Raw genomic sequence first — 13,800 nt, 5'->3', positions numbered from 1 at the left:
CATGGTAATCCTATGGCACGGGGACAAAGCAGCGACGGGGCCCTATGCTCAGGGTTTGACCCCGTACAGGAATGCCGATGCGCCCGCATCTTCTTGCCCTCGCCCTGGTCGCTGCGCTGGCCGGTTGCCAGCCTGCCGACGCCCCGACCAACGCTTCCACCCCGGCCACCAGCCAGCAGGCCGGTGACGCGGCGGTCGATGCCGCCTTCGCCGATCTGTCCAAGCGCGCCCTGGACACCTGGATGCAGCTGTCGCCGGTCAGCGCCACCCAGATCGGTGACCACCGCTACGACGGCGAACTGGACGACCTGAGCGCCGCCGGCCAGCAGAAGACCGTGGCCGCCTACAAGGCGCTGCTGGGCGAGCTGGACAAGATCGAGGTGGCCAAGCTGGGCCGCGAGAACCAGGTGGACGCGGCGATCCTGCGCAACCAGCTGCAGTCGGAAATCTGGAACGCCGAAGTGCTCCAGTCCGGCAAGTGGGACCCGCAGCTGTACAACGGCATCGCCGGCAGCGCGATCTATGGCCTGATGGCCCGGGAGTTCGCACCGCTGCCGGAACGCCTGAAGTCGGCGACCGCGCGCATGGAAAAGCTGCCGGCGATCTTCGCCCAGGCACGCGAGAACCTGGATCCGGCCCGCGTTCCGAAGATCCATGCCGAGACGGTGGCCAAGCAGAACAAGGGCATCCTCAGCATCGTCGATACCTTCATCACCCCGCACATCGGCGAACTGCCGCAGGCCGACCAGCAGCGCCTGCAGGCCGCCATCGACGGCCTGAAGAAGGCCGTGGACGAGCAGCAGACCTGGCTGGACAAGACCCTGGTGCCGAACGCCAAGGGCGACTTCCGCATTGGTGCGGAAAAGTACGACCAGAAGCTGAAGTTCGCGCTGAGCTCCTCGCTGTCGCGCCAGGAGATCGGTGAGCGTGCACGCGCCGAACTCAAGCGCGTGCGCGAGGACATGTACGGCATCGCGCAGACCGTACTGAAGGACAAGCCGGGTGCGCCGGAGATGCCGGCCCAGCCGACCGACGAGCAGCAGCAGAAGGCGATCGAGGCCGCACTGGAACTGGCCTACGCCGACAAGCCGGCGCGCGACAAGGTGGTCGATGATGCCAAGGCCGCGCTGGAGCAGTCCACCGCGTTCGTGCGCGAGCACGACCTGGTGACCCTGCCCGATGCGCCGGTGGACATCATCCTGATGCCGGAATTCCAGCGTGGCGTGGCCGTGGCCTACTGCGATTCTCCGGGCCCGCTGGACAAGAACCTGAAGACCTTCTACGCCGTGTCGCCGATTCCGGACGACTGGAACGAGAAGCAGGTCGACTCGTTCCTGCGTGAATACAACTCGCGCATGATCCACCTGCTGAGCATCCACGAAGGCACCCCGGGCCATTACCTGGAGGGCTGGCATTCGGCCAAGTTCCCCTCCACCCTGCGTGCGGTGCTGCGTTCGGGCCTGTTCGCCGAAGGCTGGGCGGTCTACACCGAGCGCATGATGCAGGAGCAGGGCTACCTCGACAACGACCCGCTGTTCCACCTGGTGCAGCTGAAGTTCTACCTGCGCACGATCTCCAACGCGATCCTCGACCAGGGCGTGCACGTGGACAACTGGGATCGCGAGAAGGCGATGCACCTGATGACCCACGACGCGTTCCAGCAGGAAAGCGAAGCGGCCGGCAAGTGGGTGCGCGCGCAGCTGACCTCGGCGCAGCTGCCGACCTACTTCGTGGGTGCGCAGGAACACTTCGACACCCGCAAGGCGGTGCAGGAAAAGCTGGGCGACAAGTTCAACCTGAAGGCGTACCACGACCAGGTACTGTCCTACGGCGCACCGCCGGTGCGTTTCGCACGCCAGCTGATGCTGGACCAGCCGATCGAGTGATCGGCTGCGGGGCTGAATGCCCCGCGGCTCTGGCAGCACCTCACGGCCCGGGCTTCCCGGGCCGTTCTCGTTTGAAGCGCCCGACGGCCTCACATCCGGTGTATGTACAGCTTCCCGGCATTGCTGCGGATATCAAGAAAGTACTTCACCTTGCAGCCCCGGCATGCCGCCGGATGCACTTCATCAAACCCACGTTGGTTCTCCAGCGCGACGGCCAGTATGGGATGCCCGCAGTCGAAACAGCAGAATGCAATGTTGTTGCCATGGGGATCGGCGTCGATCTGGTCGCCATAGTGATCCATTACCAGAAAGTCCGTGATTTTCATGGTCGATCTCCAGAGTAGGTGAATCACCCGCAGACTACATCGCAACCCCGCAGCCCAGAAGGGCACGCGTCGCCTACAGGGCAACGCATCCTTCCCGCCACGTTGGAGCCGCTCCGGTCCTGAACCGTTGCACATCGGGCGTGCGTGACCTCACACCTGGCGAACAACTCCGGGCGCATCTTTCGCCAGGTTCCCCCTTCCGCCGGCGTCCATGTCTCTCCCCCTCTTGCGTCTTGCGCTGCTGCCCGCGCTGTTGGCCAGCACTCCTGCCTACGCTGCCTGCCCGCCGCCACCGGCGGGACAGCCCGACATCCGTGCCCTGGGCTACTACACCGACAAGGCTGGTTCGGTGATCGACCCGGCACTTCGCCAGCAGAACAAGGACGCCACTGCGCCGCTGGACCGCTATGCCGCCGACGTGGCGCGCATGAGCGACGACTACCTGCGCGACGGTGACCCGGCAGCCGCACAGTGCACGCTGAACTGGCTGGGTGCGTGGGCCGACGACGGCGCCATGCTCGGGCAGATGATCCGGGTCAACAACAACCAGTCGTTCTACATGCGGCAGTGGATGCTCGATGCGGTAGCGATGGCCTACCTGAAGGTGCACGACCAGGCAGATGCCCGGCAGCGCGCGCGCATCGATCCGTGGTTGCAGAGGCTGGCCCGGGCCAACCTGGCGTACTGGAACAATCCGAAACGGCGCCGCAACAACCACTACTACTGGGGCGGCCTGGGCGTGCTGGCCACCGGACTGGCCACCGACGACGATGCCCTGTGGCAAGCCGGCCACGCCGCCTTCCAGAAGGGCGTCGATGACATCCAGGACGATGGCAGCCTGCCGCTGGAGATGGCGCGCGGGCAACGCGCCCTGCACTACCACGACTACGCATTGGCGCCGCTGGTGATGATGGCCGAGCTGGCACGGCTGCGCGGCCAGGACTGGTACGCCAGCAGGGATCACGCCATTGACCGTCTTGCCCGCCGCGTCATCGAAGGCAGCAAGGACCCTGCATGGTTCAACGAACACACCGGCGTTGCACAGCTGCCCCTGCAGGCCAGCGGCTGGGTCGAGTTCTACCGCTTGCGCTCACCCGATGGCGGCCTGTTCGATGCCGCGCATGCACGCGGACCGTTCCGTTCCCCACGGCTGGGCGGCGACCTTACGTTGATGGCTGCGCAGGGCATCGTGCGCACGCCGCTGCGATAGCCCCTTGTTTCAGCGACGGGCCCGCTGTAGCAGCTGCTGGAACTGCGCACGGCTGCAGCCCTGCCGGTCACAGCCCGGCAAGGGCAGTGCGACGCGTCCCGGCGGCTGCGCCTCGGTCAGCGGCACGGCATCGCGCAGCTGCGCGGTGGTCGGATAGACGTAGGCCAGGCGGAAACGCTCGCCACCGCCTTGGCGGTCACGCCAACGCTCGAACTGCAGCAGGCCACCGATCGGCGTCTTCTCGAACTGGCCTGGCAGGCTGTAGTCACCGATTCCTATCGCCGCCAGCACCGAACCGATATTGGAATCATGGCCGACCAGCAGGATCACCTTCGGCGACGCCGGATCACCGAACGACGCATCCACGCGCGCCAACAGCGGAGCGGCCACGTCACGCGCCACCGCGGGTGTTCCGAACGGGATGTCCTGGTAGCGGTTGCGGATCTGCGCCAACGCCATCCATTGGCCTTCCGTGTTCAAGCGGCCCCAACCTTCGCGCGGAACGCCACTTCCCTGGTAATGCTCCATCAGCAGGGCATCGACCAGACCGCTGGCCAGTGCCAGTGAACCCGAAGCGCGTGGCTCCTTGCCCGGCTCCGCATTGAAGGTCGTGTCGCCCAGCACCAGATGACAGTCGCTGCGCCCCGTACAGGCCGCCGACTGCGGGTAACGGGTGATTTCCTCCACCACGGACAGTGCGGGTGCCAGATCCGATGCTGTCAGCGCCTGCTGCATTGCCGCCAGCGCGCGCTTGCGGAATGCCGCGTCATCGTTGTGGATCACCGGGTCGAACAGCGGATCCATCGTCCCCAGCGCCATGCGCTGTTCGACCGCAACATGGCAGCCCGGAAACGCACCGGCAATGAAGAACTGCGCGGTGGCCTGGGTACGCTGCAGGCTGTTGGCATGGGCGTGGAAGTCAGCCGGCTGCGGGCAACCCGACGCCGGCAACAATTGCGCCTGGCGCAGCCACTGGCCGATGTAGCGCCCCATGTAGACTTCCAGCACGCCGCCCTTGGTGGTCAGCTCGCCGGGGCCTACGTCCCAGCGTGGCCAGCGCTCCGGCGTGGCATGGGCCAGGGCGCCCGACGCCACCACCGGCGCGCGCAGGTTGTGGCGGCTGAGCAGGACGACCTGCTCGAGCTGGTCGCCTTGCACCGGTGTCGGTGCCGCGGCTGCGGCCGTTGTGGCCAAGCCAAGTGCCAGCAGCAGCGGGCGCAGGCATCGGATCATGCAGGTCTCCGGAAACACGTTGGGGTCAGAGCCCTTTCCTGCGGAAAGGGATCCGACCCCAAGGCATACGTGGCCAGGGTCGGATCCTGCTCGCAGAGAAGGCTCCGACCCCGAAAGCAATCATTGATCGGCGGCCACAAAACCACCGGTCTGTCGCGCCCACAAGCGCGCGTACAGACCACCGGCGGCGATCAGTTCGGCGTGGCTGCCGGTCTCGACGATGCGGCCCTGGTCCATCACCACCAGCCGGTCCATGCGTGCGATGGTCGACAGCCGGTGCGCGATCGCGATCACCGTCTTGCCGCCCATCAGCTCATCCAGGCTGTCCTGGATCGCCGCTTCCACTTCCGAGTCCAGCGCCGAGGTCGCTTCGTCCAGCACCAGGATCGGTGCGTCCTTCAGCAGCACGCGGGCAATGGCGATGCGCTGGCGCTGGCCACCTGACAGCTTCACGCCACGCTCGCCGACATGTGCGTCGTAACCACGACGCCCCTGCCCATCCACCAGCGTGTCGATGAAGGCTTCGGCACGCGCCTTGGCCACCGCAGCGCGCAACTGCTCATCGGTCGCGTCCGGACGGCCGTACAGCAGGTTGTCGCGGATCGAGCGATGCAGCAGCGAGGTGTCCTGGGTGACCACGCCGATCTGCTGGCGCAGGCTTTCCTGAGTGACGTAGGCAATGTCCTGGTCGTCGATCAGGATGCGGCCGCTTTCCAGGTCGTACAGGCGCAGCAGCACGTTGACCAGGGTCGACTTGCCGGCACCGGAAGGACCCACCAGGCCGATCTTCTCGCCCGGCTTCACCACCAGGTCCAGGCCTGCGATCACGCCGCCCTTCTTGCCGTAGTGGAAGTGGATGTCCTGGAAGTGCACGCCACCGCGGGTCACCTGCAACGGCACCGCGTCCTCGCGGTCCTGCACGGTCAGCGGCTGGGCGATGGTGGTGATGCCGTCCTGCACCGTACCGATGTCCTCGAAGATGCCATTGATGGTCCACATGATCCAGCCGGACATGTTGTGGATGCGGATCACCAGGCCGGTCGCCAGCGTGATCGCACCGACGGTGATGTGGCCGCCATTCCACAACCACAGCGCGAGCCCGCAGGTACCGGCAATCAGGAAACCGTTGACGATGGCGATGGTCAGGTCCATGCCGGTGGTCACCCGGGTCTGCGCGCGGTGCTTGACCGCCAGTTCCTGGATCGATTCGGCCACATAGGCCTGCTCGCGCCCGCCATGGGCGAACAGCTTCAACGTGGGAATGTTGGTGTAGCCATCGACGATGCGGCCCATCGCCTTGGAACGCGCTTCGGACGCGATCCAGGCCCGTTCCTTCGCGCGCGGCACGAAGTAGACCATGATCACCGCATAGGCCAGCAGCCACAGGACCAGCGGCACCATCAGCCGCCAGTCCGCCTGCGCGAACAGGTACAGCGCGGTGCCGGTGTAGACCACGATGTACCAGAGCGAGTCGACCATCTGCACCGCCGACTCGCGCAGCGAGGTACCGGTCTGCATCACCCGGTTGGCGACGCTGCCGGCGAAGTCATTCTGGAAGAAGCTCAGGCTCTGCCGCACCACGTAGTTGTGCATCAGCCAGCGCGAGCGGTTGCTCAGGCCGGGCACGATCGCCTGGTTGACCAGCAGGTTGTGCAGGCCGACCAGGATCGGCCGCGCGATGACCGTGATGAACAGCATCCAGCCCAGTTCATTGGCATGGTGCTTGAAGAAATCGGCCCCCGGTTGCTCGGCGACCATGTCGACGATGCGGCCCAGGTAATCGAACATCGCCACTTCCACCAGCGCCAGCAGCAGGCCGGCGATCAGGGTCGCCAGCAGCACCGGCCACACCGGGCGCAGGTAGTGCAGGTAGAACGGCAGCACCTTGCGCGGTGGCATGCGCCCATCCACGGGCGGGAACACCGGGATCAGGGATTCAAACCAACGGAACATCGCACTCCCTCGCCTCTTGCAAGCGGCGAAGTATCCCACGCCGGATGTGTACGCCAGCCGATGATCGCCGCCGCTCCGGTAGTGCCGGCCGCTGGCCGGCACCCTTGCGGCATTTCGGAAGATCATGAGGTTGCCGGCCAGCGGCCGGCACTACCTTCATTCGTTGACCGGGGTGAACAGCAGGTCCTGGAAATCGAAGCTGAAATCGGTCAGGTCGGAGATCGACTGCATGCGCACCTCGCGCACCTTGCCGTCCGGGTCCAGGCTGAAGTTCACGAACGCATCGGCGTTGAGCGAGCGGTCATCCCAGCGCACGATGAAGGTGTCGTGCTGCCAGTGCTCCAGGCGGCCGCTCAGCTGCGCGGTCTTCATGAAGCGCAGGCGCAGGCCCTTGCCTGCGGCACTGACCTGCATGTCGCCATACCAGCGGTCGCGGAACGTGCCGGTGTAGCCGGCCAGCGGCAGCGACGGCCTGCTGCCCTTGTCGCGCGCGCTCTGATGCTTGGCCCAGGCCTCGTCGGCCTTGTCCTGGCCCTTGGCCACGGCCTTGGCATAGGCGTCCACCCAGTCGTGCTTGTCGCCGCCCAGATAGGCATCAAGCACGCTCAGGGTGATCGCGTTGAACGCCGCGCCCACTTCCTGGTTGGTCAGCACCACCACGCCCAGCTTCTCGCCCGGCACCAGGGTCAAGCGCGAGACCATGCCCGGCCAGCCACCGGTGTGCCAGACCAGTTTCCGGCCGCGATAGTCACTCAGGCTCCAGCCTTCGCCATAGCCGGCAAAGTTGGCCCGTGCCGGTGCCAGCTCCGGCACGCTCGGCGCCGGGATCGACTGCGGGGTGATCATCCGCCACATCTGCTGCTGGCTCTTTTCGCTGAACAGCGCAGTGCCGTCGGCCAGCTTGCCTTCGGCCAGCTGCACCTGCATCCAGCGCGCCATGTCGTGCGCACTGGAATAAATGCCACCGGCGCCGGCATTGTTCGACCAGGTCAGCGGTGCGACGGTGCGCAGGTCCTTGAAATCGTACTTGGCGTGGCCGACCGCCGCCGTGTCACCCGGCTTCAGGTGGTCGGCGTTGTAGCGCGTGCCGGCCATGCCCACCTTGTCGAAGATGCGGGTCTGCAGGAACTGCTGGTAGCTCACGCCCGAGACGTGCTCGATCACCTGCTGGGCGACCGCGTACAGGATGTTGTCGTAGGCATAGCTTTCGCGGAAGCCGCCCTTCAGCGGCACCTTGCCCAGCCGCTGCACTACTTCGGCGTTGCTGTAGGACGTGGTTGGCCAGAACAGCAGGTCACCGGCGCCCAGGCTCAGGCCGCTGCGATGCGACAGCAGGTCGCGGATCGTCATCTGCCCGGTCACGAACGGGTCGGACATGCGGAACGACGGCAGGTGGTCGATCACCTTGTCGTCCATCTTCAACTTGCCCTCTTCCGCCAGCAGGTTCAGCGAGGTGGCCGTGAACGCCTTGGTGTTGGACGCAATGGCAAACAGCGTATCGGCCTGCACCGGTTCCGGCTTGCCCTGCTCGCGCACGCCCCAGCCGCGCTCCAGCACCACCTCGCCATCCTTGACCACCGCTACGGCAATGCCGGGCACGTCGAACTGCGCGCGCACGCGCTCGACGGTCGCATCCAGGTCCTGCAGCGGCGGCGGGGTCGCCGCGCTCGCCATGGTCGTGCACGCCAGCAGCACGGCTCCTCCGATCCAGGGTTTCATCCAGCACGATCTCCGAACAGGGGTGGCGGCCATGTGCAGGCCGTCACCGGGGTTTCGCGGGATGGTAACGTCCGGCGGCGCATCCTGCCCTGTGCCATAGGAGGGGTGTCATGGGCGAGAACGGCCAACCCAGCAGCGGCTCCACGATCATTCCGTGCCTGCGCTATCGCGACGCGCAGGCCGCCATCGACTGGCTGCAGCGCGCCTTCGGCTTCCATGCCCAGGCCGTCTACGCCGATGGCGATACGGTCTTCCATGCGCAGCTCACCTTCGGCAGCGGCATGATCATGCTGGGCTCGGCCAGCAACCAGAGTGCGTGGAGCAAACACGCTGCCCTGCCTGACGAGGTCGGCGGACGCCAGACCCAGAGCGCCTGCGTGATCGTCACCGATGCCGATGCGCACTACGCGCGGGCCAAGGCCGCCGGTGCCCGCATCGTCATCGACATCGCCGACCAGGACTATGGCGGACGCGGCTACGCCTGCGCCGACCCGGAAGGCTACCTGTGGTGGTTCGGCAGCTACGACCCGTGGCGCACGGACCACGGCCAGTGACCACGGCCGGCCGGCAGGCAGAGATCCGCTGCGGCATCGGCGGCTGGGTGTTTCCCGAATGGCGCGGCGGTGTGTTCTATCCAGCAGGCCTGCCGCAGCGGGAGGAACTGGCCCACGCCAGCCGCACCCTGCGCTGCATCGAGATCAACGGCACGTTCTACCGCACGCCAACTGCGGCCCAGTGCGCGCAATGGGCTGCGCAGACACCCGACGGTTTCCGCTTCTCGATGAAGGCGCCGCGCTACCTGGTGCAGCGACGCGACCTGTCCAGCACCGTGGAAGCGGCCACACCGTTCCTGCAGGCGGCACTGGCGCTCGGTGACCGGCTCGGCCCATTGCTGTGGCAGTTCGATCCGCGCCACCCGGCCGACGCCGATGCACTGGAGGCGCTGATGGCACAGCTGCCTAAGCAGCTGGACGGGGTGCCGCTGCAGCATGCGCTGGAGGTCCGCAACGCCGAGGCACATGGCCCGGCACTGGTCGACGCCGCCCGCCGCCATGGCGTGGCGCTGGTGATCGAGGACAGCGACGAGGCGCCATTGCACGGTGATGTCAGTGCCGGCTTCGTCTATGCGCGGATCAAGCGCAGCCAGGCCCGCTTGAACGAGGGCCTGCCGGCGCCCGTGCAGCAACGCTGGGCCGAACGCGCGCGCCGCTGGTCACGCGGTGAACCCGTGGATGACCTGCCCTGCCTGGCCGGGCCCGCTGCGGAGGCCCCGCGCGAGGTCTACCTGCTGTGCATCGGCGCAGGCAAAGCGCGCAACCCGGCGGCAGCGATGGCCCTGCAGCGCCTCATCGACAGCGCCAGCGGTCCAGCCCCCACAGCAGGGTCCACCCCACCACGAACACGCTCGCAACGCGCAGCACGTTGAGCAGGAACGCCGCCAGCCCCAGGCGTTGCAGTTCGAGGAACGGATACGGCGCCTGTCCTGTCACTTCGGCCACCAGCATCGCCCAGCCCAGGTACACCAGCGGTACCAGCAGCACCCCGCCCAGTGCGCGCCAGCGCAGCGCGCCATGCGGCAGCAGCCACCACCACCCCAGCAGGTACAGCGCCGGCACAGCGTAGTGCAGGCCGGCATCGACCCACCATTGCAGCCCGGTGGGTTGCCACAGCCCCTGCAACGCCAGCACGTAGATGCACGCGGTCACCCCGATGCACAACGCGATCGCCGCGGCGACAGTCGCGTTCAGCACACCCGCACGGATCAGCCGGACGCATCCCAGGCACACCGCCAGGTTGCTGAGAATCGTGAAGTAACCAACGAAGCGCAGCGTCGCCATGCCGACCCCGGCAGCCGCCCCGGGGCCATGCAGCAGCAACAGGTATTGCAGCAGCAACGAGGTGGCCGCCATCAGTGCAGTCAGCGCTGCCCATGCACGCTGGGCGGAACGGTTGGCAGCCATTGCGGGGTTCCCCTGGGGAGTTTCCGCGAGCATGCCACAGGCATCGCCGGCGGCCGTGCGATTGCCGCACAATAGGCGGATGAGCACACCCGACACCCGCAAAGCGTTGTGGCAGATTCACTTCTGTGTCCTGCTGTGGGGCGTCACCGCCATCCTCGGCAAGCTGATCACCCTGCCCGCACTGCCGCTGGTGTGGTGGCGCATGCTGCTGGTGACGGCGATGCTGGCGCTGCTGCCGCGGGTCTGGCGTGGACTGCGTACGCTGCCAGTGCGGCTGGTGGCCGGTTATGCCGGCATCGGCGCCCTGGTCGCCCTGCACTGGCTGACGTTCTACGGCGCGATAAAGCTGGCCAATGCGTCGGTGGCCGCCACCTGCATCGCGCTGGCGCCGGTGTTCACCTCGATCATCGAACCGTGGGTGGCCAAGCGGCCATTCCAGCTGCGTGAACTGGCGTTCGGCCTGGCGGTGCTGCCGGGTGTCGCGCTGGTGGTCGGTGGCGTGCCCGACGGCATGCGCCTGGGTGTGCTGATCGGCGCGATCTCGGCGCTGCTGGTGGCAGTGTTCGGCTCGCTCAACAAGCGCATGGTCAGCCACGCCGATCCGCTCACGGTCACCGCGCTGGAGCTGGGTGCGGGCACCCTCACCCTGACCCTGCTGGCGCCGCTGATGCCCTACCTGCTGCCTGCGCTGGCCAGCCCGTTGTGGGTGGTCCCGGACCTGCACGACGGCATCCTGCTGCTGGTGCTGGCCGGGTTCTGCACGCTGCTGCCGTTTGCCCTGGCCCTGGTCGCACTGCGCCACCTGAGCGCCTACACGGTGCAGCTGGTGACCAACCTGGAGCCGGTCTATGCGGTGGTGCTGGCGGTGGTGCTGCTGCGCGAGCAGCACGAAGTCACCCCGTGGTTCTACCTCGGCGTGGCGATCATCGTAGGCGCCGTGTTCCTGCATCCGCTGCTGAACCGCCGCAAGCCGGTGCAGCATCCGGAGATTCTTGGCACGGCCGAGGCGCGCAACATCGCCGATTGAGTGCATCCACGCATGGCGTGGATGGCCGCATCAACGCTGCGGCCAGTGCCATGCAGGTGCATCCAGCAGGCCCTGCCCGCTCAACAGCGTGCGGCCCTGTTCCTTGTACAGATGCAGCGAATGGCACCCCGGCGCCTGTTCCAGCGCCGCGATCAGCCGGCTGGCATGTGACACCACCCATACCTGGCTGCGCGCACTGGCTGCGATGATCAGCCGCGCCAGCGCCGGCAGCAGGTCCGGATGCAGGCTGGTCTCCGGCTCGTTGAGCACCAGCAGCGGCGGTGGACGCGGCGTGTGCAGCGCAGCGGCCAGCAGCAGGAAGCGCAGCGTGCCGTCGGACAGTTCGGCCATCGACAAGGGCCGCAGCAGCCCAGGCTGGTGGAAACGCAGCGCCAAGCGTCCATCCAGCTCCTCGAAGCCGACCGTGGCGCCCGGGAACGCATCGTCGACGCTGCGTGCCAACGCCACCGGGTCACCGATCTCGAGGATGGTGACCCAGGCCGCCGCCAGATCCCGGCCGTCGTGATGCAGCACCGGCGTGCGCGTGGCCATCGCCGGTTGCCGCGCCGGGGCATCGGCATCACTGCGGAAATGATCGTAGAAGCGCCAACGCCGGATGTACTCGCGCAGGGCGATGGTTTCCGGCAGGCGCTGCGGATCGCCGACCTGGGTGAACAGGCTGTCGAACAGCGACAACCGGTCATCCACGAGATCCCAGCCGCGCGCATGGCGCTGCCGCACCATCGCCCCGCGACGATCGACCAGCAGGTTGGCGCTGCGCAGGAACGGGCCGGCCCAGATCGCCTCGGCCTTGATCTGCGGGTCCAGTGCGAAGGCCGATCGACTGGGCGGCGGGTAGCCCAGATCGATGGCGTAGCCGAATTCGTCAGTGGCGAAGCCCAGCTTCAATCCCACCGATTCCTGGCGTGGGCCGCCCTGCAGGGGGATTTCGCCGGCAGCAACCCGACGGTCCATCTTTTCCGGACCCGCCCACAGCGCCGAGCCCAGCCCGCCTTCGCGGGCCAGCACCGCCGCGACGCCGCCCTGCGCGGTCTCGGCCAGCAGGCGCAGGGCACGGTACAGGCTGGACTTGCCACTGCCGTTGTCACCGGTCACCACATTCAACTGCTGCAACGGCAGTACGAGCCCGTGCAGCGAACGATAGTGGGCGATGGCCAGGGTCTGCAGCATGGTCGGCGTCCGGGGAACCAGGGGGTCATGCTGCCCGGTTCTGATCGCAGGAGCTGCGACGCGATGTGAATCGGTGACAGCATCCACGCGTCGCGTTGATCTACTGGAGCGGCATCCGTTTACCGCGCGGGCGGCAGATGCTTCAGCCGGCCACTTCCACCCGGTTGCGGCCATTGCCCTTGGCCCGGTACAGCGCCTTGTCGGCACGTGCCAGCGTGTCATCCACGCTTTCACCGGGCTGGTGCTGGGCCACTCCAATACTGATCGTGACCGGGAATCCCAGCGGCAGTTCAGCCACGGCCAGGCGCAGGAACTCGCACTGCAGTTCGGCGGTGCGCAGGTCGGTAGCCGGCATCACCGCCACGAATTCCTCGCCGCCATAGCGCGCGGCCATGCCGCGACCGGCGAAATGCGAACGCAGCAGCACGCCCAGTTCGGCCAGCACGCGGTCACCGGTGGCGTGGCCCTGGAAATCATTGATGTGCTTGAAATGGTCGATGTCCAGCAGCGCGACGCAGGCCCCCCCGGGCTGGTCTCCGTTCACCGCCACCGCCTCTTCCAGCGCTGCCGCCATCGCACGGCGGTTCGGCAGGCCGGTCAACGCGTCGGTGCGGCTCTGTTCGGCCAGGTCGGCATTCTGCGCGAGCAGTACGTCCTGGTACTCAGACAGCAGTCGCTCGTAGTCATCGCGCTCCAGCATGTGTTTCTGGATGTCGAGCGCGAAGCGGCGCAGTTCCATCACCAGCATCACCTGCCGCGACAGCGCCGCCAGCGCTTCAGCCTTGTCGCTGGCCAGGTGCTGTGGCTGCGCATCGAATACGCACAGCGTGCCCAGCGGCAGGCCATCGGAGCTGATCAGCGGCGCGCCCGCATAGAAGCGGATGTGCGGATCGCCCACCACCACCGGATTGTCGTGGAAGCGGATGTCCTGCAGCGCGTCCTCGACCACCATGATCTGCTGCGGTTGCAGGATCGCGTGGCCGCACATCGATTCGCTGCGCAGGTTTTCTGCCGCATCGATGCCCTGGATCGACTTGAACCATTGCCGCTCGACGTCGATCAGGGTCACCGCCGCCATCGAGGTGCCGCAGACCGCCTTGGCGATCACCACCAGGTCGTCGAAGGATTTTTCACGCTCCGAATCGAGGATACGGTAGCGGTACAGCGCCTCAAGCCGAAGGGCTTCATTGGCAGGCTTGTCGGGCTTGATCATGCAGCGTCACGTTCCGGCAGGTCACCGCGAAGTCTAGCTGATGTAGAGCCGAGCCCATGCTCGGCTGCACCCGGACAAAAG

The 13,800-nt window shown here is 66.9% G+C and carries 12 protein-coding genes; 5 read left to right on the top strand and 7 right to left on the bottom strand.

Annotation, left to right across the window (positions count from 1 at the left end; translation table 11 throughout):
* Positions 1 to 77: 77 nt before the first annotated feature.
* A complete protein-coding gene (locus AC5P5W_RS01880) occupies positions 78 to 1,886 on the top strand; it encodes a DUF885 family protein (protein WP_197574145.1) in 1,809 nt (602 codons plus the stop codon).
* A gap of 89 nt (positions 1,887 to 1,975) precedes the next feature.
* Here the strand turns inward: AC5P5W_RS01880 and AC5P5W_RS01875 are convergent, their stop codons facing one another.
* Positions 1,976 to 2,212 (bottom strand): hypothetical protein, encoded by a 237-nt coding sequence (locus AC5P5W_RS01875; RefSeq protein WP_046429698.1) that lies wholly within the window; start codon positions 2,210 to 2,212, stop codon positions 1,976 to 1,978.
* Between the two features lie 211 nt (positions 2,213 to 2,423).
* On the opposite strand from AC5P5W_RS01875, the gene AC5P5W_RS01870 reads away from it, so the two are divergent.
* Positions 2,424 to 3,422: a polysaccharide lyase gene (locus AC5P5W_RS01870; protein WP_046429697.1), complete on the top strand. Its 999-nt coding sequence runs from the start codon at positions 2,424 to 2,426 to the stop codon at positions 3,420 to 3,422.
* A 9-nt stretch (positions 3,423 to 3,431) separates the two neighbouring features.
* On the opposite strand, the gene agp is transcribed toward AC5P5W_RS01870, so the two are convergent.
* The 3 genes from agp to AC5P5W_RS01855 form a co-directional block, all read right to left on the bottom strand.
* Positions 3,432 to 4,655 carry a bifunctional glucose-1-phosphatase/inositol phosphatase gene (gene agp, locus AC5P5W_RS01865; protein WP_197574146.1) on the bottom strand — a complete coding sequence of 408 codons (1,224 nt, stop codon included), beginning with the start codon at positions 4,653 to 4,655 and terminating at the stop codon, positions 3,432 to 3,434.
* Between the two features lie 120 nt (positions 4,656 to 4,775).
* Positions 4,776 to 6,608 carry a multidrug efflux ABC transporter SmrA gene (smrA, locus tag AC5P5W_RS01860; RefSeq protein WP_164076965.1) on the bottom strand — a complete coding sequence of 611 codons (1,833 nt, stop codon included), beginning with the start codon at positions 6,606 to 6,608 and terminating at the stop codon, positions 4,776 to 4,778.
* 156 nt (positions 6,609 to 6,764) lie between these two features.
* Positions 6,765 to 8,327, bottom strand: coding sequence for a serine hydrolase (locus tag AC5P5W_RS01855; protein WP_041863194.1), 1,563 nt, complete (start codon positions 8,325 to 8,327; stop codon positions 6,765 to 6,767).
* 110 nt (positions 8,328 to 8,437) lie between these two features.
* Here AC5P5W_RS01855 and AC5P5W_RS01850 point away from each other — a divergent pair, with 110 nt between their 5' ends.
* Complete coding sequence (locus tag AC5P5W_RS01850) at positions 8,438 to 8,881, top strand: VOC family protein (protein WP_014646472.1); 444 nt, start codon at positions 8,438 to 8,440, stop codon at positions 8,879 to 8,881.
* Positions 8,878 to 9,753, top strand: coding sequence for a DUF72 domain-containing protein (locus AC5P5W_RS01845; protein ID WP_075075653.1), 876 nt, complete (start codon positions 8,878 to 8,880; stop codon positions 9,751 to 9,753). The genes AC5P5W_RS01850 and AC5P5W_RS01845 overlap by 4 nt, the downstream gene beginning before the upstream one ends.
* Here the strand turns inward: AC5P5W_RS01845 and AC5P5W_RS01840 are convergent.
* Positions 9,674 to 10,288 carry a Pr6Pr family membrane protein gene (locus tag AC5P5W_RS01840; protein ID WP_032956806.1) on the bottom strand — a complete coding sequence of 205 codons (615 nt, stop codon included), beginning with the start codon at positions 10,286 to 10,288 and terminating at the stop codon, positions 9,674 to 9,676. The two genes, AC5P5W_RS01845 and AC5P5W_RS01840, sit on opposite strands and share 80 nt — an antisense overlap.
* A gap of 79 nt (positions 10,289 to 10,367) precedes the next feature.
* Between AC5P5W_RS01840 and AC5P5W_RS01835 the strand changes: the two genes are divergently transcribed.
* Positions 10,368 to 11,315: an EamA family transporter gene (locus tag AC5P5W_RS01835; protein ID WP_197574147.1), complete on the top strand. Its 948-nt coding sequence runs from the start codon at positions 10,368 to 10,370 to the stop codon at positions 11,313 to 11,315.
* A gap of 30 nt (positions 11,316 to 11,345) precedes the next feature.
* Here AC5P5W_RS01835 and AC5P5W_RS01830 read toward each other — a convergent pair whose 3' ends face one another.
* Together AC5P5W_RS01830 and AC5P5W_RS01825 are read right to left on the bottom strand one after the other, a co-directional pair.
* Positions 11,346 to 12,506, bottom strand: a complete 1,161-nt coding sequence (locus AC5P5W_RS01830; RefSeq protein ID WP_014646469.1) for an AAA family ATPase — start codon at positions 12,504 to 12,506, stop codon at positions 11,346 to 11,348.
* Between the two features lie 142 nt (positions 12,507 to 12,648).
* Entirely contained in the window at positions 12,649 to 13,719 is a 1,071-nt protein-coding gene (locus AC5P5W_RS01825) for a diguanylate cyclase (protein WP_197574148.1), read from the bottom strand.
* Positions 13,720 to 13,800 lie beyond the last annotated feature (81 nt).

The sequence above is a fragment of the Stenotrophomonas sp. YJH_SMC_123 genome (genome assembly GCF_059368215.1).
Note: the sequence above shows the minus strand (reverse complement) of the source record. Positions and strands in the feature narration are given on the sequence as shown.

Bases quoted from the DNA above. Each gene is read 5' to 3' on its own strand.
- AC5P5W_RS01875 (WP_046429698.1), bottom strand. From the start codon at position 2,212: ATGAAAATCACGGACTTTCTGGTAATGGATCACTATGGCGACCAGATC.
- AC5P5W_RS01850 (WP_014646472.1), top strand. From the start codon at position 8,438: ATGGGCGAGAACGGCCAACCCAGCAGCGGCTCCACGATCATTCCGTGC.
- AC5P5W_RS01825 (WP_197574148.1), bottom strand. From the start codon at position 13,719: ATGATCAAGCCCGACAAGCCTGCCAATGAAGCCCTTCGGCTTGAGGCG.
- AC5P5W_RS01830 (WP_014646469.1), bottom strand. From the start codon at position 12,506: ATGCTGCAGACCCTGGCCATCGCCCACTATCGTTCGCTGCACGGGCTC.
- AC5P5W_RS01880 (WP_197574145.1), top strand. From the start codon at position 78: ATGCGCCCGCATCTTCTTGCCCTCGCCCTGGTCGCTGCGCTGGCCGGT.
- agp (WP_197574146.1), bottom strand. From the start codon at position 4,655: ATGATCCGATGCCTGCGCCCGCTGCTGCTGGCACTTGGCTTGGCCACA.
- smrA (WP_164076965.1), bottom strand. From the start codon at position 6,608: ATGTTCCGTTGGTTTGAATCCCTGATCCCGGTGTTCCCGCCCGTGGAT.
- AC5P5W_RS01835 (WP_197574147.1), top strand. From the start codon at position 10,368: ATGAGCACACCCGACACCCGCAAAGCGTTGTGGCAGATTCACTTCTGT.
- AC5P5W_RS01840 (WP_032956806.1), bottom strand. From the start codon at position 10,288: ATGGCTGCCAACCGTTCCGCCCAGCGTGCATGGGCAGCGCTGACTGCA.
- AC5P5W_RS01855 (WP_041863194.1), bottom strand. From the start codon at position 8,327: ATGAAACCCTGGATCGGAGGAGCCGTGCTGCTGGCGTGCACGACCATG.
- AC5P5W_RS01870 (WP_046429697.1), top strand. From the start codon at position 2,424: ATGTCTCTCCCCCTCTTGCGTCTTGCGCTGCTGCCCGCGCTGTTGGCC.